Annotated in this window: 16 protein-coding genes; 11 read left to right on the top strand and 5 right to left on the bottom strand. The window is 57.0% G+C overall.

Features of this window, described 5'->3' with window-relative positions; genetic code table 11:
- Positions 1-59: 59 nt before the first annotated feature.
- Complete coding sequence (locus IPM61_02935; protein ID MBK8910261.1) at positions 60-4,820, top strand: hypothetical protein; 4,761 nt, start codon at positions 60-62, stop codon at positions 4,818-4,820.
- Positions 4,821-4,958: 138 nt separating this feature from the next.
- Here the strand turns inward: IPM61_02935 and IPM61_02930 are convergent, their stop codons facing one another.
- Entirely contained in the window at positions 4,959-5,894 is a 936-nt protein-coding gene (locus IPM61_02930) for a hypothetical protein (protein ID MBK8910260.1), read from the bottom strand.
- A gap of 257 nt (positions 5,895-6,151) precedes the next feature.
- On the opposite strand from IPM61_02930, the gene IPM61_02925 reads away from it, so the two are divergent.
- From IPM61_02925 to IPM61_02915, 3 genes are all read left to right on the top strand, one after another.
- Positions 6,152-7,351: a helix-turn-helix domain-containing protein gene (locus IPM61_02925; protein MBK8910259.1), complete on the top strand. Its 1,200-nt coding sequence runs from the start codon at positions 6,152-6,154 to the stop codon at positions 7,349-7,351.
- Positions 7,352-7,458: 107 nt separating this feature from the next.
- Positions 7,459-8,091 carry a hypothetical protein gene (locus tag IPM61_02920; GenBank protein MBK8910258.1) on the top strand — a complete coding sequence of 211 codons (633 nt, stop codon included), beginning with the start codon at positions 7,459-7,461 and terminating at the stop codon, positions 8,089-8,091.
- Between the two features lie 26 nt (positions 8,092-8,117).
- Positions 8,118-8,645, top strand: coding sequence for a hypothetical protein (locus tag IPM61_02915; protein ID MBK8910257.1), 528 nt, complete (start codon positions 8,118-8,120; stop codon positions 8,643-8,645).
- A 1,160-nt stretch (positions 8,646-9,805) separates the two neighbouring features.
- On the opposite strand, the gene IPM61_02910 is transcribed toward IPM61_02915, so the two are convergent.
- Entirely contained in the window at positions 9,806-10,195 is a 390-nt protein-coding gene (locus IPM61_02910; protein ID MBK8910256.1) for a hypothetical protein, read from the bottom strand.
- A 116-nt stretch (positions 10,196-10,311) separates the two neighbouring features.
- Here IPM61_02910 and IPM61_02905 point away from each other — a divergent pair, with 116 nt between their 5' ends.
- Together IPM61_02905 and IPM61_02900 are read left to right on the top strand one after the other, a co-directional pair.
- Positions 10,312-10,674: a T9SS type A sorting domain-containing protein gene (locus tag IPM61_02905; GenBank protein MBK8910255.1), complete on the top strand. Its 363-nt coding sequence runs from the start codon at positions 10,312-10,314 to the stop codon at positions 10,672-10,674.
- Between the two features lie 260 nt (positions 10,675-10,934).
- Entirely contained in the window at positions 10,935-11,744 is an 810-nt protein-coding gene (locus IPM61_02900) for a hypothetical protein (GenBank protein ID MBK8910254.1), read from the top strand.
- A gap of 52 nt (positions 11,745-11,796) precedes the next feature.
- Here IPM61_02900 and IPM61_02895 read toward each other — a convergent pair whose 3' ends face one another.
- A complete protein-coding gene (locus IPM61_02895; GenBank protein MBK8910253.1) occupies positions 11,797-12,123 on the bottom strand; it encodes a hypothetical protein in 327 nt (108 codons plus the stop codon).
- 885 nt (positions 12,124-13,008) lie between these two features.
- Here IPM61_02895 and IPM61_02890 point away from each other — a divergent pair.
- The 3 genes from IPM61_02890 to IPM61_02880 all read left to right on the top strand — a co-directional run bounded on the left by IPM61_02890 (position 13,009) and on the right by IPM61_02880 (position 16,916).
- Entirely contained in the window at positions 13,009-14,397 is a 1,389-nt protein-coding gene (locus IPM61_02890; protein MBK8910252.1) for a hypothetical protein, read from the top strand.
- 771 nt (positions 14,398-15,168) lie between these two features.
- The gene (locus IPM61_02885) at positions 15,169-16,020 is read left to right on the top strand and encodes an LOG family protein (GenBank protein ID MBK8910251.1); all 852 of its coding nucleotides are present in this window, start codon (positions 15,169-15,171) and stop codon (positions 16,018-16,020) included.
- Between the two features lie 14 nt (positions 16,021-16,034).
- Positions 16,035-16,916: a transglutaminase family protein gene (locus tag IPM61_02880; protein MBK8910250.1), complete on the top strand. Its 882-nt coding sequence runs from the start codon at positions 16,035-16,037 to the stop codon at positions 16,914-16,916.
- On the opposite strand, the gene IPM61_02875 is transcribed toward IPM61_02880, so the two are convergent.
- Positions 16,907-17,623 (bottom strand): DedA family protein, encoded by a 717-nt coding sequence (locus IPM61_02875; GenBank protein MBK8910249.1) that lies wholly within the window; start codon positions 17,621-17,623, stop codon positions 16,907-16,909. The genes IPM61_02880 and IPM61_02875 overlap by 10 nt on opposite strands.
- 679 nt (positions 17,624-18,302) lie before the next feature.
- Positions 18,303-18,536 (bottom strand): 50S ribosomal protein L28, encoded by a 234-nt coding sequence (gene rpmB / locus IPM61_02870; protein MBK8910248.1) that lies wholly within the window; start codon positions 18,534-18,536, stop codon positions 18,303-18,305.
- A 173-nt stretch (positions 18,537-18,709) separates the two neighbouring features.
- On the opposite strand from rpmB, the gene IPM61_02865 reads away from it, so the two are divergent.
- Together IPM61_02865 and IPM61_02860 are read left to right on the top strand one after the other, a co-directional pair.
- A complete protein-coding gene (locus IPM61_02865; GenBank protein MBK8910247.1) occupies positions 18,710-19,678 on the top strand; it encodes a threonylcarbamoyl-AMP synthase in 969 nt (322 codons plus the stop codon).
- A gap of 300 nt (positions 19,679-19,978) precedes the next feature.
- Entirely contained in the window at positions 19,979-21,682 is a 1,704-nt protein-coding gene (locus tag IPM61_02860) for a DUF885 domain-containing protein (protein MBK8910246.1), read from the top strand.
- The last annotated feature ends 88 nt before the right edge of the window (positions 21,683-21,770 follow it).

The raw sequence follows: 21,770 nt of genomic DNA, 5'->3' as shown, positions 1-21,770 counted from the left end.
GAGCAAGCAAGTGAAAATCTAAACAACTGATTCCCGACAACTGACAACGGATTTCTGATATGGCTATCTCACAACGCATCGTCTGGACTGTGGTTCCCAACGGGTTTGGGGAATCAGGGAATCCACGGATATCCATCGTCGTGCAACCGCAACTGATGTCCGACGCGCCGAAGCCGGTGCTTGGCGATTTTGGCGATTTCCTGAATTGGCCAAAGACGCTAAGCGGGCTGGGCTTCAAGCTGAACGTTGGCGCAACCACCATTCCGCTAACCCGTGTTGGAACCAAGCCCGACCCCGAGCTTTGGGCAAAACTGTTCCCAAGCAGCACCTTCGTCCGTCCGTTTGCGTTCCCCGATTACCACACCCGGTTTATTCACAGCTATCCCATCAAAAAAGTGGTGGACGTTGTGCGGGAAACGTACGGGGAGATTGCCGGCGACGCGCAAACCGAACGCCCAAACGCCCGCGGCGATAACCCCAACCCCACGCTGAAAGGATTGATTGATATCGTTGGCCCGGTGGCCGATTACGATCGCAAATCGCAAGGGGCTTTTGAGGCAAAGGCAAAGGAGAAAACCGTGAACGGAAAGAAGCTCCGCGTGGTGAACTCCGGTGCCCCCGCCGACTATGGCCTTCCGAACAACAGCGCGGGGCAGACGCAGCTTGCGTTCCTGCAGGCCCACCGCTTTTTCAACCGCCCAGAGAATCACCCGATGGTGGGGAATAAACCGGTGTATCACCGCACCCCGGCCCATGCTAAAAAAGCTGGGGAGCTTCCGCCGCCGCGCCCAAAACTTCCTGAGGTTGATTTCCACCAGATGATTGCTGGCTTGGGGGATTACGCGCTGATGCTCCGCCGCCTCGGGATCGTTCTGGATTTTGAGCTGGCCGCGCCGCTCCCTTCTCCAACCGGGGACCTGCAGTTGCTTCCGCCGTGGAATGGCGGCGGCCACCCCGCAGCCTTCAACAAGGATACGTTCCCGATCACGAAGTATGAAAGCAACGGCAAACTGTTTCTGCCGAAGCCAAAAAGTGGCGACAGCGAAATGGCCGACGGGATGCTCCATTTGGAGAACCCGAAGATGTTCGACGTCATCCAGATTGACCCCGACAGCGCAAGCCACAAAACCTTGCAGTTTGCCAACAACATGGACCGGCTGAAGAAGCCGGAATACCGGTCCTACGCAATCCCCGACGAGGAAGGATTGGCGACGCTTCGGACCGCTGGCTTTGCGCTGATCCGGCACCAACGCGCACGCCGCACCGTCGAGCGTTTGGATGCTGTGGCCCTGATTAACAAGCAGGTGGAAATGGGGACCACCCCAACCCTTTGGGCCGAGGACCTGATGCGTGGCTACCGCATCGAAATCTGGGATGATGTCAGCAAAAAATGGCACTCGCTAAGCAAGCGTGTGGAACGGCTGACGCTGCCAAGCGCGGGGCTGGGATTTGAGGATGATGCCGAGGCAACCGTGAAAGCCACCAGCGGAACCGCCGCCCACGATGGAAGCTCAAGCGACCTCTATCTGGATGAAACCCTCGTGACGTGGGAAGGATGGAGTTTGGGGGCTTCGCGCCCGGGCCGGGTGATTGACCAGAAGAAATACGACGACGACGGAAAGCCGCTGGAATACCCCGTGGTGACACCGATGGTGAACCCGCCAAAAAAGGTCCCAGGGTTCGATCTGGAGGAGCAGGTGCGCGTTGCCCCGGGGACGCTTCCCCGGCTCCGCTTTGGCCGCAGCTACCAGATGCGCGCCCGCATTGTGGACCCCGCCGGCAACAGCATTCCGTTCGATTTGATCCCTGATGGAAAGGCTTCTGCGTTGGATAAATTCCTTCGCCACGAGCCGCTTGCCAGCCCAACGCTTCTGCCGAACGATGTCTTCCGCGAAGGTGAGTCGCTGGAGCATTTGGTGATCCGGAGCAACTTCGACAAAACGGCGGTGGAGTACTCCACGCTTCCGTACATCCTTGAGGTCCTTGCCGGGCTGGACACACGGTTCAAGGGGCTGAATGGCGGCATCGGCTACAGCTACAAAGGCTTCAACGAGCGCCACGTCCTTCCGCCAAAAGTGAGTGTGCAAATGGCGGAGCTTCATGGCGAGTTCGACAAAGCGATGGGGCCCGGGGGCGACCCCACGAAATACTACCACATCGCCGCAAAGGAGGAAGGGCGGATTGACGACATGGAGGTCCACGACCTGAACGGCGGCACGATTGACGTTTCCGCGAACGTCCGAATGATCAGCGCGCCGGAAGCGATTGACCCCAAAACCCGGCCAGGAACCGAGGCCGCAGCGAAGTTCCGGAAACTTCCGGCGGTCCCGTTAAAAGGGGGACCGCTGTCGCACGGGCAGTATGTGATCAACATCGGCACCACCATCCTGCTCCCCTATCTTCCCGACCCGCTGGCCCGCGGCGTTGCGTTCCGCGGATTGCCCGGCGCAGCCGCCGAGGGGGATATTGGCAGCGGAGCCAAAATCAAAAAAATCCCCGGGGGGAATGATTTTGTGACGCTGGTGAGCTTTGGAATGGCGTGGCCGGTGTCCCGCCCGTTTATGATCCGCATGGTGGAAGCCACCAACGACACGCCGCCGAAATGGGACGGCGCGGTCCTGACGGTGTTCGTCCACAAAGCCACGATGGCACGGGTCCAGTACAGTTGCTGGATGGAGCCTGAGGATGCTGAGCTGATGGCCGTCCCGACGATGATTGCCGACGGAGCCAAGCGCGAACGTGCAAAAAAACTTGGGACGATAGGAAGCCACTGGATGCTGACCCCGTGGCGGACCATGATCCTGACCCATGCAGTGCAGCAGCCGTTGCTGTTGCCAACGTTCATCAAGGTTAGCGCCACTAAGCCGGGGATTGGAAGCACCCACGCAATCTTCCGTGGGAACATGACGCTAAGCGCACGGAGCAGCGGCAAAGTGACGTTGCTGGCCGAGTGGAAGGAATGGGTGGATGACCTAACCATGAACGGCCCGCGCCAGGTGAAACGCCAGGCGCATGTGCTGGACCAGACGGTGGAATCGTGGATTGACCCAACAATCAACACGCCGGGAGCCAAAGAAATTCTGATCCCTTTCCCACGGCAGAACCCGAAGGACCCGCCAACCGAGTGGCGGCACGATTTTGGCGACACCCACTACCGCGCCGTTGATTACCGGATGAAGGCCACAACGCGCTTCCGCGAGTTCATGCCGATCAAGCTCTGGAACGATCCCATCAACCAGCAGCAGTTCGATTTCTGGGAGCCAAGCAACGAGGCCGAGCAGGCGCAGCTTCTGCGAAGCATCCACCGCCTGGGGCCCAAGCTAAACTTGGACATCAACAACAGCGCACGCCCCGATGCGCCGAAGGTTCTGTACATCATCCCAACCTTCGGCTGGGAACGGAGCGAGGAACCAAACCTGAAGATGAGCCGCCGTTGCGGTGGCGGATTGCGGGTCTATCTGGACCGCCCGTGGTACAGCAGCGGCGATGGCGAGCTTCTTGGCGTGGTAATTGCCAACAACAGCGGCGGGGGAAGCAGCAGTAGCAGCAGCGCAGGAGGAGCAACAGAGATGGAGATGGTGGATGGAACAAAAGATAAAGTAGTCAGCAGCCCAGGAGGAGTAATGGGGGTAGTGGATGGAATCAAAGATAAGATTGTGAAACTGCCGGGGGGAATCGGGAGCATGGGGCTGGTGGGGGCCGAGAGCAGCCTGAAGGGATTAGTGACCGAGTGGGGGATGGACCCAATCTGGAAATCGGCGTATCCGAAACCAACGCCTGCGCTTTCGGACTTCCCGCTTGCTACCGAGACGATGGCCTACTTATCACTGGACGAACTTGGTCCCGAATCCACAACGCGGGTAGCGGTGGCGGGGCATCCGGTGGAGTACGATTGGCAGCGGCAGTTGTGGTACTGCGACATCGAGGTGAACACGGGGGAAAGCTACTATCCCTTCATCCGGCTTGCGCTGTGCCGGTTCCAGCCGAAATCCCTGATGAATGCCCACCTGTCGCGGGTGGTGCAGTGCGATTTCGTGCAGATTGCTCCGGACCGCGTTGCCGCCGTGCAGCTTCCCGAGGACAAAAAAGTGAAGGTGATGGTAAGCGGTGTTGCTGGCGAGAACACCTTCACCGTGGCCGGGGTTGACATCTACAGCCACAACGACAGCAGCGATAAAAACGCGATTGCCAAGCACATGAACCAAAGCCGCCGGATTGTGGTGACGGTGGAGCAAGGAATCAGCGGCGACACCTGGACTCCGGTGATTGTCAAGAATAACCAGAACCAAGATGTTGAACTTGCTGTCGAGCTGATCCCCACCAAAAAAGTTGGCGACCGGATCGTCTGGCTAAGCACGTTGAACCTGCCGGAAAAACCGTTCAGCAAGGGGGGATCGAAGCGGTATCGGCTGAATATTCGGGAGTACGAACTGTTCGAGGCGGACCCGCTTCCCCCCGATGTGATTGATCTGCCGGAGGAAGTTGACCCCTGGGTTTCGCCCGAGGAGATGCGCGGTTATCCCAGCGATGTCGTCACCCCGGGCGTAGATATTATGACTCCCGGCGGCGAAGTGCTGACCCCTGGAGCAAGCGCCCCGGGCGGCGGCGCGCTAAAAGGGGGAACGAAGCTCAGCGAAGCAGCGAAGATAGATGTCACGACCGCCGGTGGATTAGGTGGGGCAACCCTTCCAGGTGGTGGGGCCGGGGGGACCTTCCCGGGCGGTGGCGAAGGGGGGATGCAGACGATGAGCTACAGCACCACCATCAACCACTACCGCGTTATCGAGCGGATAGTGTATGCGGAGACGGTGGAGATTTAAGATTACCAGAGAGGGGGGAAACAATGGGTGCGTTCGGAGCCATTCCGAACGCACCCATTATTCTTTTGCTGGCGGGCCAAATGCTTCCGTTGGCTCAGGCCACTTCCGCTTCCCCTTCACCTCTCTCTGCCATTCCTCTCACGGTCCCAGCCGATAGATTCCGGCAACTCTATCTATCCAGCTATAAACTCCGGTAAACCCGTTGGCGTTGCGCGCGCCGTGCAGCCCGCCGGGCGCGCTGTTTGCGCCGATGATGTTGTTGAACACCGTCCGGTTTCCGTTTGCTATCGTGATGATATCCACCTGCGCTTTCCCGTCGCTGCTTTTGGAGGAAACCACCAATGTTTTTTGGTCCGGAGTTAGGGTGATTCCTGCTGGGGAACCCATGCGTAACCCTGTGGCGATTTGGGTAATCGTCCCGCCGGATAAGCGATGCACCGTCCCCTGATCGGCAAGGTAGATTGCGCCATCGTTGGCAACCACAATGCCGGTGGGTGCGTTCAGCGGCGCACCTTTGTGGAGCACTTCCAGCCCTGCCGTGGTGATCTTGAACACGGCTTTCTCTCCATCCTTCGTTCCGCAGTAGTAGATGATATCTGCTCCAGATTCCTGCCGCAGATCTAACGCCACCGGTGCTGTTCCATTGGTGGAGGCAAGTGGGGTGGCGGCGGTGTTGGGGGGCGTTATTTGGTAGATCGCCCCTTTCCCCGTTTCGGCTGCTGGATCGGCAACGATAATGGTGCTGCCGTTGGTGGATAGCACAATGTCCGCTGGCTGGCTGAATGGATCCCCGGCTGCAACCTCAGTTGGCGTTCCTCCAGCAGCTGGAACCTTGAACACCCCGGGGCCATTTGGTTCTTTTGCCACAACGTAGATAAACTGCCCGGTGGCATCAGGCACGGAAGAGGAGAGGTCCGAAAGTGACCCCGCCGCCGCCGCAAGCGTGACGCTGGCGAACAGGTCGTTGTTGGTTGTTGGCGCGGTTACTTCCTCCGAACCGCAACCGAATAGTGTTGCGCAAACGGCAACCCACCACAGGCTGCGTGCGCGTGCAATCGTTGGTACGCTCTGCATAATTCACCTTGTTGTTTTGTTGGTAATGCTGCTCTGCTTCTTGGAAAGCAACGCATGGTGGGGATTACGCAAGCGGAGCAAGGATAGATGTTGCAAGGCTGCGGTTGCTTGCGGATGCCTGCATTCGCTCAAGCTCAATTCTTCGCGGTGGTTCCCAAAAGAGAAGGTTTTGGGGAGGGGGATGCGAAAAAAAAAAGGCCGCTATTTGTTCAGGGATAATTTATCTTGTCCCTTAAACGATACCAATCATATCCCTTATGAGTAAGCACCGAAGCCAACACGTCCGCGAAGGAGCCGATGTTTTGCTGTGGCATGAACACAAACTGAGCGGCAAGCCCCAGCAGGCAAAGATTCGTGCGTTGCAGCTGCTGGGCCGCGACCCATCGCTCACGTTTGCGGAAGCGGCGCGGCAGTTGGGGTGTTCCGAGCGGACGGTAAAACGATGGTGGAAGCAATATCGAAGCGGTGGCATTTTGGAGGTGGTGAAGGAGCCACGCACAAGGGGGCGGCAGCCCAGGTTGTCGGAAGATCAATTGTCGGAAATCGGCATCAAAGTGCGTGGTGGTCGCCTGCGCTCCCTTGCGCAAACGCAGCAGTGGATCGCGCAGGAGTATGGGGTTTCCTACAGCATCAAAGGTGTGTCGCAGTTGCTGCGCCGGATTGGGGTGGCGACTGCCGAAAAAGGCCGAATTGAGCGAAAAACGGCAAAAAGTCAACAGTATCCGCCGGGTCAGCTCCTCACATTTTTGAACTCCCTTTCAACAGAATCCGACAGCGTTGCTTGGATCACCGCCTTCCGCGAAGGGCTGTTGCAGCTGTTGGCCGATGTTGATAAAGTCGCAGTTGCCGTGAATTTTGAGTGCGACATCCTAACCCCAGGCGCAAGCGGCTACGATGTGCAGGTGCAGCAGTTTGTTGATACGGCCCAGCGTGCCTCGCAGGAGGTTGCCATGAACGAATCGCAGCAATCGCTCACCCGCTCCCAATCCATTATCCAAGCTCTACGATTACGAGGATTCACCGAAGACCTTTACCATCAGCCGATTGCTTTTGAGTATTACTTGAAAGGGGTGGAGTATCTAGGAGTGGTGGTTCTTTGGAGGGAGCAGAGCAAAACGGCTATTAGTAAGGAGACCATCGAACTGCTTACCCGGCTGGAGCCGTTTATCACGTTCGCGCTTTCGGATCTTGTGGCGCGGCATCAGTTAGCCAAGCCGCAAGAACGGCTGTTCAACGCAGCGATGGTTGCGATGCGGAACGAAGGAAAACTGACCGAGCAAGAGCGGCGGGTGGTGATCCTTCAGGTTACGGGCCACACCTACCAACAAATAGCCGACAAGCTGGAAATCTCCGTGGAAACGGTGCGGAAGCACATCTCGAACGTGTATCGAAAGACCGGAACAAGCAGTTCGGTGGAGCTGTTTGCGAAGTACTTCACCCCCCGTTTATCCCAGTAGCTTGATGCAGCGCGAATACCACGATTGTAGTATTGCTACAACGAAAGAATTGGAGGAAGTTTGTGAGGTACTAAGTCAGCATCCGTTAATTCAAGCCCCCCAGGCAAATGAAACAACGCAACATCGTTCTACTGATAGCGGGAGTGATAGCCGCCCTGTGCAACTTCAATGTTGCAACGGCGCAGCAGTTCCCGCCGCATCCTTCCGACCCAGGTGCAACGGCCTTAGGATCGTTCTGGGTCACCGTTGATCTTTCCACAGGAAAAGGGAGCAGCCTTGCTGCCGATGATGATGATGAAAAACCGTGCAGGGTGATGTTCGAGGTGATCTTCTACCGCACCTCCAACAACCGCACAGACTACGTTGTGAACACCGGGTCCATCCGCGCCGTGGGCGATTGCGCCGGGGTGATTGACAACATCCCCACCGGCCAGCTGTTTGGAATGCTTTCCCAAGTTGCGGTGGCCCAGGGGGTTGCCAATGGATATACCGTGTGTGGACCAAGTTGCTCAACCCCTACAATCACGAAAACCTATCAATCCCTTTGCGTGACGCGCACCGGAAGCGGCAACGCCACCCACTTTGAAAGCTGTGATGTGGCCGCGTGGTGCGAGAAAGAATATGCCGTCTGCTGCCCGCCCGGCGCAAGCGGTCCTTCCATCACGCTGATTGGAACAACCATGACCGGCAGCTGCGGCATTGGACCAAACGGAACTCCATGCCAAACAACGTGCCAGTAATCACTCTATCGTGGAGGACGCTTGGCATGAAACGCACGCTCATTCATTTGCTAACAACCGCCGCCTTGATGGCGACCAGCGCACCATGGCTGATGGCGCAAAACGGCGGTAATTCAGGATTGCCGGAGGATAAAATCACCGTGGTATCTGCCGAAGGGCGTTCGATACTGGTGACAGAGGATGGGGGAAAAACATGGCGTTGGGTTCGCGGAAACGAAGGGGAAGACGCACGCCAGGAAGCCATTCGGTCGCTGCAAAACGCGCTGCATGGCGGGCTGATGCCCACGGCAGTGGCTGCCGCCAGCCCCGACCCCGCAACCGGCGTGGTGGCAATCCCATTGAAAACCATGGGGGAAACAATGCTTGCCGGCCATGTGGAATTGCGGCTGTACGACAACCGCGGCAGGCAAACCGATATCCAGCAGATAGAGGTGAACCCTTCCCAACCAGCAATCCCCTACAACACGGCTTCGTTGCCGAACGGGGTTTATTCTTTCAGCCTTCGTTGTGGTGGGGTGGTGGCCGGGGTTGGAAGGATTGTAGTGGCGCGGTAAACGCGCACTTCAGGAGTGCGGAAGCCTTATTTGAAATTTCCGCACCTGTTCTTTGAAAACTGCACGATATCTGCCGGGTATGTCGGGATCTCTTCTCCGACACATCCGGAGGATATCCTTGTGATAGCTTCTGTTGGTAGTACTGGAAATTCTGGGGGGCTGAATTCCAGTCTGTTGTCCACAGAAGCGAACACTAATCGGGCGACGGCCATGCTGCCATTTCCATCAAGGCGCAGCATGGAACCCTGTACTTCCATTGTTAATGCTTGCAAACCAAATTCTCTGTGGAGCATTTGGCGCAGGCCGTCGTCCGAGTGCTTTTTCTGGGTGATAAATATTTATCTCCCGTATTTCTTTGAAAACTGTTCCTCAACAGAAAACCGTTACGCTTTGGACCAGATGCCGGCAGCATCGTGCGTTCATATAGCCAGCGTGGCGGCACCATGAGATCGGCGAAGGTTCCTTCCTTGCGCGTTCCTGCGCACCTGAGTGTACCTCCGTTCCTCAACCAGATGTTCCTTCCAACATTCTGACCAATGCCGATCTCAACACAGCTCCAGCAATGGAGCGTTGCTCCTCACCGCGTCCCTTTGGGGCGCATTGTTTCACACACGTAAAGCGGATGCGCCCGGTGATGATTGTTTGTCACCGGGCGCGTTTTTTTATGGGGGGTGTGGTGGTTTTTATCGGGGGCGAGTACTACAAGGGTAGCCGCCCCGACCTCCGTCGGGGTTGCTAAAAGGTCTTTAGCCTTCGGTGTCTGGGCCCCGACAAAGGTCGGGGCCGCTACCTCCATAAAATCGGGATCGCTTGCGCGTTGCTCCCCCTCTTGGGAGGGGGCTGGGGGGTGGGTTGGGGACACCCGCGAAATTGCATTTACCCGCGAATCTCAGGATCAGAATCTTCCGGGTCCAACGGAAAAACTTTGCTTGTTCGGTGGTTGCCCCGAACCCACCCCGCCCTGTCGGGCACCCCTCCAAGGAGGGGGAACGCTTCGGGAGGATTTTTGGGATCGGGGGGGATGAATACTACAAGGGTAGCCGCCCCGACCTCCGTCGGGGTTGATAAAAGGTCTTTAGCCTTCGGTGTCTGGGCCCCAATTAAATCGGGGTTAATAAAAAGGTGAACCTATTTATGAAAATTCCGAAGCAAATATTTTTTTAATGCTGCGCTCCTTCCTGAAAAATCGAATGCGAAAAAATGGCAAAAACGAAGAAGCATAATCGCGATTTTTCCCTTGCGCTCGCCTGTGTAATCAGCGTATCTTCGTGCAAGGTATGATAATCCTTCGTCAGCTTGTTCGCATTGCTCAACCCTGATGAATTCCCGTACCGAATCAACGTTCTTTCCCTGCTCGGCAACGTTGAAATTCTTTGAGGTCTCTTTTTTCTAAAGTTCGAGGTAGAAAAAAGGGTAATACCTGAAAACCCTCGTGAGCAGTATCGGTTGTTTACCCATATCAGCCGATCATTCGGCCCAAGTTCGTCCGCCATCTCGCCGTTCTTTTCTTTTCGCAAGAAACCGTTGCGCATTTGCGCAAACCGTTCCACGCTCTCGTTCCCTTGCTCGCAAAGGGGGAATGCGGATGGTGATTCTAAAGCAACCAACGGGCACACGCCAGGCTGCTGTTCGTTCGCACGTTTCGTTCACAACAACTGTATAACCCATGCGCACTCTTCTGGTTTTTACCGCACTGTTGTTCCTGCTGCCACCGCTTGTTGAAGCCTACCATGTTGGCGAAAAACCGAGACCTGCACCCCCCAGCGATGCAGGGAAGCCGCAGATTCTCCGGGTTTCACAAACGGAGTTGGAGTTTGGATCTGCTGTGGCCGGCCCGGTCGCCTTGCGGATTAGCGATGTGCGCGGCAATCTTCTATCAAACAACGGACGGTACGTTACCGAGGCCGAGCCAATTAACGGCAAAGGGCGGTTCGTGCTAAATCTGGATAACCTGAGAAGTGGGGTGTATTTCATCGTCCTGAGCAACAGCGCAGGGGTTTCGTCGAGAGGGGTGCTTGAGGTGAAATAGCGAAAAAATGGGAAAAAGAGCCAGAAAGGAACAATTAGGAAGGCCGAACCGCAGGATGAGACAACCACAAACCATAGAACAACAGGAGGCCCCGATGAGACCACCGTAAGCACGACGCTTCATTGCAAACCAGCAATAGGATTGCTGGAAGTACTACCACATACTTAGCAACTCCGAATCGAACAGCAGTGGCCTCTGATCGGGGCCACCGAAACAGAAGCACGACGCAAAGGTATCATAAACCTAAAACAAACAACCAGATGAAAAATCTTTTGACAGCGGCACTCTGTGCCATCAGCCTGATAACCGCCCTAACAACAACCGCCAACGCGCAATGTCCAGATCCAAATTTTAATGTTGAAGCTCAATGCCAGCCGGCTCCGGCATGGCAAGCCCATCACAAGGTCTTTGATTTGGGGAACGGCTGCTACATAGATGTAGAGTATTGCGTTCAGTGGGTATGCCGTGGTGTTGCAGGATTATCCCGTAGCCGAATGTCCATCAGCAAGTTCCGATTTATCGGGGATGGTGGGTCACCATGCTTAAATAATGGTATTGAGCCTGACGCAAACTTCCTAACAAACTATAACGCATACCTTAAGTTAGTTGTGGGCAAACTGATCGGCGAAGGGGCATTCCTAAATGATGGCCCTCCGAAGCCTTGTGTTGAAAATCCGACTGACTATCTCGTTGAGGTTATCACTGCCCAATGCGTAGCACAAGGTGCTTGGGTCGGAACAGCGGATTTTGGTAGCGGAGCGCAGAGTACCCAGGGATGGTATTTTAATTATTGCCCCTCGGAAGTCGCTTGCATTAGAAAGTACAAGGCTTGCACACAACCTGATGGCACCATTAAAACTGATATTATATCAGTAGAGCCATCAGGTAGTGAGCCTTGTGCTAATAATTATGGTTATCCACAAACCCCTACACCTGTGTATCCGTTCCCGCCCAACACTACTACGGTAGTAGCTACTGGAGGAATGCTTGCTGGCACTACGCCAAGCGTGACGATCTATACCGAGGTAATCGGTGACTTCTTCAAGTGCACGCTGTCCTGTGGGGAATAACACAACAACCATCCGGCAGGTAAGCATTTACCTGCCGGATGCTCTAACCCATTCACGAAAAACCACAACTACAATGAACGCTACAATTTCCATATCTCCCTCGCTTTTGCTCCTTCTGCTCCTCGCGTTCTTTTCCCCCGCAATGGCGCAGCAATGGGAAGTCCAGCCACTGCTCCCAGCTCCCGATAATGGAGTCTTGGATGTCGCGAAAATCCATGATCGCCTGATTTTTGCAGGGAAATTCACCGAGCTTGCCCGATGGAACGGAGGAACCGCCCTGTTCGATCTTCACACCGCACAACCCAATCCTCGCTTCTTCTTCCCACGAAATGTCGAAGCTGCCATCCCATACAACGGTGGTTGGTTGGTCTATATCCAAGATAGCGCGCTCCTCGGTAGAAATTATGGAACACTCCAGTGGCTTGGTGCAGATGGGAACGTAAAACAGAAAATACCTCTGAAATTTAAAGACTCAGGACATGGAGCCAGTGGGATCAACACAATGGCTGCCGATGGAGATACCCTGTATGTTGCTGGTGGATTTTTTTCTATGAATGACCTAGAACGTGAATATGCCGCAGCACTCCGGATATCTACCGGAGAAATACTCCGGTGGAAACCACGGGTCAATAATTTTGTACACTCCATAGTGGTGTCGAATACCGCAGTATTTATGAGCGGGTCTTTCGACACAGTCTCCGGTAGCTACCAGAAACGGATAGCACGCGTCTCCAAAGGCCAGGGTGAGTTGCAGCCGTGGCCGAAACCGATACCAGATCGGTTGACAAATCACTTTTCATTTTATATCAACAAAAAAATACTCCTATGGAAAGACCAATTATTCACTGTCAATGGAAGCATGAACATAGAGACGGCAGAGGAAGGGATATGGAAACCATCTCCACTATTATTGGAGAAGCCAGGTGATCCGTTTTTTATTGCTGACATGGCGATAGTGGGTGGGGTGATTTATACGGTTGGTTCTTTTTCATCAATGAACGATGAGCCGCGTAACGGCATGGCAGCATTTTCCGCAGAGAACGGCAAGGTGTTGCCCTGGAACCCCAACAAGGGGTGGCAACCAACGGTGCGCGAGGCTACCCCAACAGTCCACTCAATCCAGGTTGTGGATACGATTGCGTATTGCGCAGGCAGCATCAATAATATCGGGGGCATCCCGGTTCGGGGGATTGGGGCAGTTGCAACCACCACGGGCCAATTGCTCCCCTGGAATCCAAGCCTCCCCAACTATACAAGGCTATTTATGAACATAACGGCATACCTTGTACCACCTAGATTTCTTGGTGCATCGGAGGGCGGGGTGTTGATGACGATCAGCGGAATCGGTACAATCGGCCAACCGCTGACGGCACGATCCGGAATTGCTGAGGTTGACCTCCGCACAGGCGCGCTCTCGCCGTGGGACCCGGGCTTCCGCAGCCGGATGCAGTCGGACCCTTTTTATGTTCCTTATACGCACATCCATGTGTTGGCACTTCAAGGCTCAACCCTTTATGTTGGGGGTGTCTTCGATTCCGTGGGTGGCGTTCCCCGCTCGCGACTCTGTGCCTTCGATGCCACCACCCACGAACTCCTCCCCTGGAACCCATCGGTCGTCAATGGTGAGTATCCCGACAGCGTGATCCAGGATATTGTTGCCACCCCCCAAGCGATCTACATCATGGGAACCTTCGACAGCATCGGCGGGGTGGCGCAGAGGTATATCGCCGCAGTGGACCCGCAGAGCGGCGCGCTGCTGCCGTTTCAAGCAAACCCGAACCGCCCGGTAGCGGCAATGGCCTACAGCGATGGCCGGCTGTATGTTGGCGGGCTTTTCAGCACCATTGGTGGGAAGCCTCGGAACGGTTTTGCGGTGCTGGATGGGGTCAGTGGCGAGGCATTGGAGGAGGGACCGATGTTCCCGCCGCGCGCCACGGTGCAATCGCTGGCGGTGGGCGACACGCTGGTCTATGTATCGGGGATTCGGTTAGGGAAGGAGGTGACGCCGATGATCCGTCCGATTATTGGAGATGGGAGTGGTTTTGGGGGATACGACCGGACAAGCGGGGAGCTACGGTGGTTGCCGAAGTATCCAGTGCCAACGAACACCGGGGCCGCCCGTTTGGAGCTATCGCCGCGTGGATTGATGGTCTCGGGGTGGTTTAGTCGGAAATCATACCAATCCTTGCCTGGGCAGTGGGATTCCTCGAACGGCGGGATGATGCGATTGGACGCAAGAAGCGGGGAGGTAAAGGGTGAGTGGCCATTGATTGGGGGATCGAATTTTGTTGAATGGTCAGATACGTTGCTGATCTGGGAAGAGTCTCCAGACGAGCAGCAGGGGATACGGATACCGTATTTAGCATTGCTAACGAACGAGCAGTCGAGCGGGGTTGTTGTTGGGCGGGTTGCAATGGAGGGTTCGGGGGAGTTGCGTGCCTACCCGAACCCATCGAGTGGTCGTGTTCGAGTGGAGTGTGAAGGAGGATGTGAAGGGAAGGAGGTGGAAGTGGTGAACCAGTACGGAGAGCGGGTGATGCAGCAGGGATTTGGCGAAGGCGGCGAGTGTGTGTTGGACCTTGGCGGCCTAAGCAATGGAGTCTATCTGGTTCGCATCGGAACCCGCAGCGCGGCGATTGTGGTGCAGAGGTAGCGGGGGCCTAAGTCGGGGGCGAATACTGCAAAGGTAGCCGTCGAGTACTACAAGGGTAGCGGAAGGTCTTTAGCCTTCGGCGCCTATGTCTTCAATTACTGGGCCCCGATAAAGATCGGGGCCGCTACCGGAGCCTTTGGCTCCGAGAATCGGTTCCACTGGTAGCCGCCCCGACCTCCGTCGGGGTTGATAAAAGGTCTTTAGCCTTCGGCGCCATCTTGGCTCCGATAAAATCGGGGTTGCTTGTGCGTTGCTCCCCCTCTTGGGAGGGGGCTGGGGGGTGGGTTGGGGACACCCGCGAAACCGCATCTACTCCCGAATCTCAGGATTAGAATCTTCCGGGTCCAACGGAAAATCCCTGCCCGTTCGGTGGCTCCCCCGAACCCACCCCGCCCTGTCGGGCACCCCTCCAAGGAGGGGGAACGCTTCGGGAGGATTTGCGGGAGCGGGGGGGGGGGGTACAAGGGTAGCCGCCCCGACCTCCGTCGGGGTCGCTTGCGAAAGGTAGCCGAAGGTCTTTAGCCTTCGGTGCCTATCTCACACGGCAGGCTAAAGACCTGCCGCTACCCGACGTTGTCGGGGCCGAGACCGGCCATTATCGGGGTCGCTACTCAATCTTCGCAGGGGAAAAAAAGCAGGCGCCTGGTGATCGCTTTGGGTATCGCCAGGCGCGTTTATATTTGCGGCGGTCGTGGGGGGCTTCAATCTGGGCCTTCTTTTCAGAAAAAACTTCATCCCCATTCTCCAACAACGTACCACAGGATAACCCGCATGGCGGAGCAACACGAACAGCCGGAACGCCCAATCACCAAAGCCTACAACAACAGCGAATTCTTGAACAGCCCCGATGCACGGGTGATTCGGATTATGGCCGAGTATATCGAGCCAACAACGCGGTTCCTTCGGCATAACGTTTCCGGCGCGGTGGTTTTCTTTGGGTCCGCACGGATTTCCCCGCCGGAGCAAGTGGAGCAGGAGGTTGCTGCCATCGAACGGCAAATCGCGCAATCCCACGGCCAGCAACGCCAGCTTCACCTTGCCACCCTGGACCTGCTGAAAACCAAGCAGTTCATGAGCCGCTACTACGCCGATGCCGTGGAGCTTGCGCGCCTGATGACCGAATGGGGAAAGCAGCACACCCCGCCCGGAAGCCAAAAACGATTTGTGATTTGCACCGGCGGCGGGCCGGGAATTATGGAGGCCGCAAACCGTGGGGCGAACCTTGCCGGAGGGGAGTCTATCGGCCTGAATATCTCGCTTCCGTTCGAGCAGTTCCCGAATGAATTTATCTCGGCAACGCTGAACTTCGAGTTCCATTATTTCTTCATGCGGAAGCTCTTTTTCATGCAGCTTGCCAACGCGATGGTGATCTTCCCGGGCGGCTTCGGAACGCTGGATGAGTTCATGGAGTTGCTGACACTGGTGCAAACCCGAAAGGTGACGAAGCACCTGCCGATTGTGCTGTATGGAACCGATTTCTGGGATCAGATCATCAACTTCCCGCGAATGGTGGAGCTTGGGATCATCTCCCCCGATGATCTAAGCCTGTTCCACCGCTCGAACGATGTTCACGATGCCTTTGCATATTTAACCGAGACCCTTACCAACTTCCATCAACTGTAGCCTGGGCCGAACGCATGGCAGCGCACACCGATCAGCAATCCCCGCTCCTTCTCGCCTTGATGGCGTTGTTGGACGACGACGATCCCGCCGTCACCACCGCCGTGCAGCGGAAGTTAGTGGAGCTTGGGGGGGCGGCCGCCCCGGCGTTGCGTGGGGTGATGGAAACCGAATCGAACCCCGTGGCGCTGGAGCACGCACGCGCCGCGCTGGGAAACATTGCGGTTGGGGTGTTCCGTGCCGGGATTGAGCGGTTGGTGGAAGGATTGGAGGAGGAGCAAGATATTGACCTGGAAGCCGCAGCCTTCGCCGTGGCCCTGATTGCCTATCCCGAATTGGAAAGCCGGGAATACTCCCAGCAGTTGGATCGGTTCGCCGAGCGGTTGAAGTTTGTGGTGGCCAACAGCTCCGATGACCTTTCTCGAGCCAAAGCGGTTGGGCGGTATCTGTTCCAAGAGTTAGGGTTCCGTGGCGCGGCGCAGAACAGCTACTACGACCCGGCCAACTCCTTCCTGAACAACGTGATGGACCGCCGTGTGGGGATTCCTGTTTCGTTATCGGTGGTGGTGCTGCTGCTGGCGCGGCGGCTGGGGCTGCCGATTGCTGGCATCAGCTTTCCCGCCCGCTTTCTGTTGCAGTATCAGGGGCGCGACGACAATTTTTTCATTGACACCTTCGACGGCGGCGCGATCCTTAGCTACCAGGATTGCTGCGACCTTCTGCGGGTGATGGGAATCAACTATCACCCACGCTACTTGGAGCCGGCAAGCAACCGCGAGATTGTGGCCAGGATGCTGCGGAACCTTGCGGAAATCTACCGCGAACGGGAACCCGAACGCACCGCCCAGCTGCTGTGGGCCATTCGCCGCATCCTCCCCTCAATCGTCACCTACGACTGATCGCCCGGTTGCTCCGCTGGTGGTTGTTCCGCCGGTTGCTCCGCTGGTGGTTGTTCCGCCGGTTGCTCCCCGTTTGGCGTTGTGGTTGGCTGATTCTTCTGGCTACGTTTTTGCAGCAGTTTCCGGACCACCACAACCACGATGATTACCGCCAGCAGAATCGTGACGGCAATCCCGTAGTTGTCCAGAATCTGCCGGCCATACTCCCAGTTGCTTCCCAGAAACGACCCCAGCCAGATCACCCCGATATTCCAAGCCAGTGCCGAAATGGTGCAAAGGATCGTGGTGTGGAGCGGGCGAAGGTTCGACATCCCTGCAAAAAAGCTGATCACGGCCCGAGTCCCGGCCAAAAAGCGGTTGGCGATAATGACCCAGTAGCCATATTTCCCAAACCACGCATCCACTTTCTTCAGCGATTCGGGGGTAAGGAAGGGGAGCTTCCCCCACTCCATTAACCTCCGCCCGTAGTTCCGCCCCAGGTAGAACGCCGCAATAAATCCCATCACGCTTCCCGCAGTTGCCACCCCCACCGCCGGAAGAAAATCAATGGTCCCGAAGCCGATCAGTGTGGCGATAAACAGCATCAGAAGATCGCTGGGTGAGGGGGGGAAGATGTTCTCGATAAAACAAACAAACCACAGCACGGCATAGACCCCAAGCGGAGGAAGCCCTTGCAGCCACTGAATAATCGCTTCAATCTCAATCATACTGCTGGTAAATATTGATTGCCTTTGGCCCCGGAAAGTAGCACACGGGTAGCCGCCCCGACCTCCGTCGGGATTGCTAAAAGGTCTTTAGCCTTCGGTGTTATCTTCTCTCGGCCCCGACAAAGGTCGGGGCCGCTACCGGAGCTTGTGGCTCCGGGAAGCACACGGGTAGCCGCCTCGGCTGAGTCGGGTAGTACACGGGTAGCCGAAGGTCTTTAGCCTTCGGTGTCATCTTCTCTCGGCAGGCTAAAGACCTGCCGCTACCGGAGCCTTTAGCTCCGGGAAGCACACGGGTAGCCGCCTCGGCTGAGTCGGGTAGTACACGGGTAGCCGAAGGTCTTTAGCCTTCGGTGTCATCTTCTCTCGGCCCCGACAAAGGTCGGGGCCGCTACCGGAGCTTGTGGCTCCGGGAAGCACACGGGTAGCCGAAGGTCTTTAGCCTTCGGTGTGATCTTCTCTCGGCAGGCTAAAGACCTGCCGCTACCGGAGCCTTTGGCTCCGGGAAGCACACGGGTAGCCGAAGGTCTTTAGCCTTCGGTGTTTTGTCACTTGGCCCCCAAGAATCGGGGCGGCTACGGCGCAAGTTACAAGCGCGGCAAAACAAAACGCCCGGCTGGTCGCGTTTGTTGCGAAGCCGGGCGTTGCATTGTCAAGAAGCAGATGGTGGGGGGGAAGGGAATTACTTCCCGGCCTTCTGTTTCATTTCGGCCATCATTGCACGGTAGCCTTTTTTGTCAAGGGTCTTCAGTGCTTTTGCGGTGGCCTTCACCGTTATCCATTTTTTCTCATCTTCCAGCCAAATCCGCTTGGTTTGCAGGTTTGGCATGAAACGGCGGTTGCTTACGTTGTGCGCGTGCGAGATGCTTTTGCCGTAGCTTGGCCCCAGGCCCGTTAGTTCACAGCGACGTGCCATTGCTGGTGTCTCCTTTTCAGGTTCGTTGAATGTATGTTGTTGCTCTATTCGGTCGTTAGAATCATCCCAGCGAAGGGGGTACTCCAAAGAAATGAGCCACAAACATAGGGGTGAAGGGGGGCGCGGCAAAGTAAAAAGTCTTACAAACGGGGTTCCTGGCTGTATTTTCCGCCATGCAGACGATTCTTCTTGATGCCACCATCGCCGAATCCACCGCGATTGCCCAAGCCGCCCAGGCCCTCCGCGCTGGCGATGTTGTTGCCTTCCCCACCGAAACGGTGTACGGGCTTGGGGCCGATGCCTTCAATGCCGATGCCGTGGCCAACGTGTTTGCCGCAAAAGGCCGCCCCGCCGATAATCCGCTGATTGTCCATGTTGCCCTGCAGTCCGGGTTCGAACGCTGCGCGCTCCTTTCCCCGCGTGCCGAGCGGTTGATTCAGGCATTAACCCCGGGTCCCCTCACGCTGGTGCTGCCTTCCAGGCCGGAGGTTCCCGCCATTGTGCGAGCCGGGCTGCCAACGGTTGCCGTGCGGATGCCGGACCACCCCGTTGCCCACCGGTTGCTTCTGGCATCGGGGCCGCTGGTTGCTCCATCGGCCAACCGGTCTGGCCGCCCAAGCCCCACCACCGCCCAGCACGTCCTTGATGACCTTTCCGGACGGATTGCTGCGGTGCTGGATGGAGGTCCCTGCCGTGTGGGGATCGAGTCAACGGTGATTGACCTGAGCGGAGCCGCCCCCGTGCTGCTCCGCGCCGGCGCGGTCTCCCCCGAAGCCATTGCCGAGGTGCTGGGCCAGCCGGTGATTCAATCCACCACCAACCCCGACGCGCCCCGTTCCCCGGGAATGAAGTATCGCCATTACGCCCCAAGCGTCCCGCTGCGCATTCATGTTGGCGCGTTCCCGCAGCTTCCCGCCGATGGCAAACGCCGATTGCTGCTGACCAACGCAACGCCATTCCCCGCAATCCAGGAAGCACACGTCGAGCCGCTGAGCGAAGCAACATTCTACCAACTGCTTCGCCATGCCGAGGGGGAGGGGATGGAGGAGATTATTGTTCACCTCACCAACCCAAACGCAGTTTCCGCAGGCCTGCTGGACCGGATAACGAAGGCGGCGGGGGGGGAATCGCCAGGCGCGTGATTGGCAACAACAACCTAAAAAAACATCCACGGGTTGCCGCGCCGGTCTCGTCGTATCTTTGCCACTCTCTTTTCTCTTATAACAAACAGAGCCATGCTTCTTACTCAACACGCTGCCGTTCGCCTTTGCCGCGTTCTCCCCGTAGCCTTTGCGCTGGGGTGGGTGGGGATGCTTCCGTTGTTGGCGCAATCAACCGGCCAGCGGAAGCAGTTCGACGATCTTTACACCGATGTCAACCGCGTTGGCGGAAGCGATTCGGCGCGGCTGCATCACTTGTTCGAGACCGATTGGACGCGGCTGATGTTCAACTTCCCCGAGTGGGCAACCGAGGTCGGATTCCCGGGCATGGATGACCTCTGGACCGATAACTCCGCCGATGCAATCGAGCAACGCAAGCGCGAGGTGGCACTGCCGTTGCAAGCCTTGCAGCAGATCAACCGGGCGGAGCTGAACACGCAGGACCAGCTGAGCTACGACCTGTTCCGCCATAACCTGCTGGTGCAGCAGGAGGGGAACCGTTTCCCGGGCGAGCTGATGCCGATCACCCAGCTTAACGGAATCCACCAGGAAGCACCGCAGCTTCTTTCCGATATGCCCGCCGGCCAGCCCTACCAAGTCCAGGCGATTCTTACGCGATTGCAGAACCTTCCCGCCGCCGTGGACCAAACGATTGCACTGATGCGGAAAGGATTGCAGCAAGGGATTACCCCGCCGAAGATCACCCTGCGCGACATCCCCGAGCAAGTCAGCAATGTGATCCCCGACAACCCGCTGCAAAGCCCGTTGCTGGAAGCCTTCGTCACGTTGCCGCCAACCATCCCCGCCGATCAAGCCGAGGCATTCCGGGAGAAGGCAAAGAAGGTGTATCGGGATGATGTTGCCCCGGCGTTCCGCAGGCTTCACGATTTTTTGGCCGATGAGTATATCCCCAATGCCCGGACCTCCATCAGCATGAGCAGCTTGCCGAACGGCGCGGAGTGGTACGCCTTCCGCGTCCGTGAGGAGACCACCACCGGCATGACCCCGAAGCAGATCCACGAGCTTGGATTGCGCGAGGTGAAACGGATTCGCGGGGAGATGGAGAAGCTGATCCGCGAGGTGAAATTTAGCGGAGGGTTCAAGGAGTTCGTGGAGTTTTTGCGAACCGACCCACGGTTCTTTTTCGCCGATTCCGCCGCGCTGCTGCAAGGCTACCGCGACATTGCCAAGCGTGCGGACCCCGAGTTGGTTCGGTTGTTCGGGCAGCTTCCGCGGCTGCCGTACGGGGTGCTTGCTGTCCCCGCCTACGCCGCAAAATCGCAGACCACGGCCTACTACAATCCGGGGTCGCTGAAGGCCGCGCGCCCTGGCTATTTCTACGCCAACACGTACAACCTTGCCGCCCGCCCCAAGTGGGAAATGGAGGCCCTGACGCTGCACGAAGCCGTCCCCGGACACCACTTGCAGATTGCGATTGCGCAGGAGTTGGAAGGGCTGCCAGAGTTCCGCCGCGAAGGGATGTACACGGCGTTTGTGGAAGGATGGGGCTTGTACGCCGAAAGCCTGGGCTACGAGATTGGTTTCTACCAGGACCCCTATTCGCGGTTTGGGCAGTTGATGTACGAGATGTGGCGGGCCATCCGACTTGTGGTGGATACCGGCATCCATTCGATGGGCTGGACCCGCGAGCAAGCAATCAACTACTTCATGGAGAACAGCGGGAAATCGGAGCATGATATCACCGTCGAGGTGGACCGCTACATCGTTTGGCCCGGGCAGGCACTGGCCTACAAAATCGGCCAGCTGAAAATTGCCGAGCTTCGCGCCCATGCCCAGCAGGAGCTTGGCCCGCAGTTCGATGTCCGCGCTTTCCATGACCACTTGCTGGAAGCCGGCGCGCTCCCGCTGGACGTGCTGGAAACCCGGATGCGCCAATGGGTGGTTTCCATCAAAACCGGAAAAAGCTCCGCCGCCACCGGAACGCACGCCCCCGTGCAGCTTACCCCAATGCCAATCGGGAAGTGAGAAAGGAAGGCATTCGTCCCGACCTTCGTCGGGGTTGGTAAAAGGTTTTTAGCCTTCGGCGGGCATCCGCCATCACAAAAACAGCGAT

Source organism: Chlorobiota bacterium (assembly GCA_016710285.1).
Lineage (GTDB): Bacteria > Bacteroidota > Ignavibacteria > OLB7 > OLB7 > OLB7.
The sequence above is the reverse complement of the archived record's forward strand: the minus strand, read 5'-3'. Positions and strand labels throughout refer to the sequence as shown.

Coding starts and splice junctions, on each gene's coding strand:
- IPM61_02935 (MBK8910261.1), top strand. CDS start 60: ATGGCTATCTCACAACGCATCGTCTGGACTGTGGTTCCCAACGGGTTT.
- IPM61_02930 (MBK8910260.1), bottom strand. CDS start 5,894: ATGCAGAGCGTACCAACGATTGCACGCGCACGCAGCCTGTGGTGGGTT.
- IPM61_02925 (MBK8910259.1), top strand. CDS start 6,152: ATGAGTAAGCACCGAAGCCAACACGTCCGCGAAGGAGCCGATGTTTTG.
- IPM61_02920 (MBK8910258.1), top strand. CDS start 7,459: ATGAAACAACGCAACATCGTTCTACTGATAGCGGGAGTGATAGCCGCC.
- IPM61_02915 (MBK8910257.1), top strand. CDS start 8,118: ATGAAACGCACGCTCATTCATTTGCTAACAACCGCCGCCTTGATGGCG.
- IPM61_02905 (MBK8910255.1), top strand. CDS start 10,312: ATGCGCACTCTTCTGGTTTTTACCGCACTGTTGTTCCTGCTGCCACCG.
- IPM61_02900 (MBK8910254.1), top strand. CDS start 10,935: ATGAAAAATCTTTTGACAGCGGCACTCTGTGCCATCAGCCTGATAACC.
- IPM61_02890 (MBK8910252.1), top strand. CDS start 13,009: ATGAACATAACGGCATACCTTGTACCACCTAGATTTCTTGGTGCATCG.
- IPM61_02885 (MBK8910251.1), top strand. CDS start 15,169: ATGGCGGAGCAACACGAACAGCCGGAACGCCCAATCACCAAAGCCTAC.
- IPM61_02880 (MBK8910250.1), top strand. CDS start 16,035: ATGGCAGCGCACACCGATCAGCAATCCCCGCTCCTTCTCGCCTTGATG.
- IPM61_02875 (MBK8910249.1), bottom strand. CDS start 17,623: ATGATTGAGATTGAAGCGATTATTCAGTGGCTGCAAGGGCTTCCTCCG.
- rpmB (MBK8910248.1), bottom strand. CDS start 18,536: ATGGCACGTCGCTGTGAACTAACGGGCCTGGGGCCAAGCTACGGCAAA.
- IPM61_02865 (MBK8910247.1), top strand. CDS start 18,710: ATGCAGACGATTCTTCTTGATGCCACCATCGCCGAATCCACCGCGATT.
- IPM61_02860 (MBK8910246.1), top strand. CDS start 19,979: ATGTTCAACTTCCCCGAGTGGGCAACCGAGGTCGGATTCCCGGGCATG.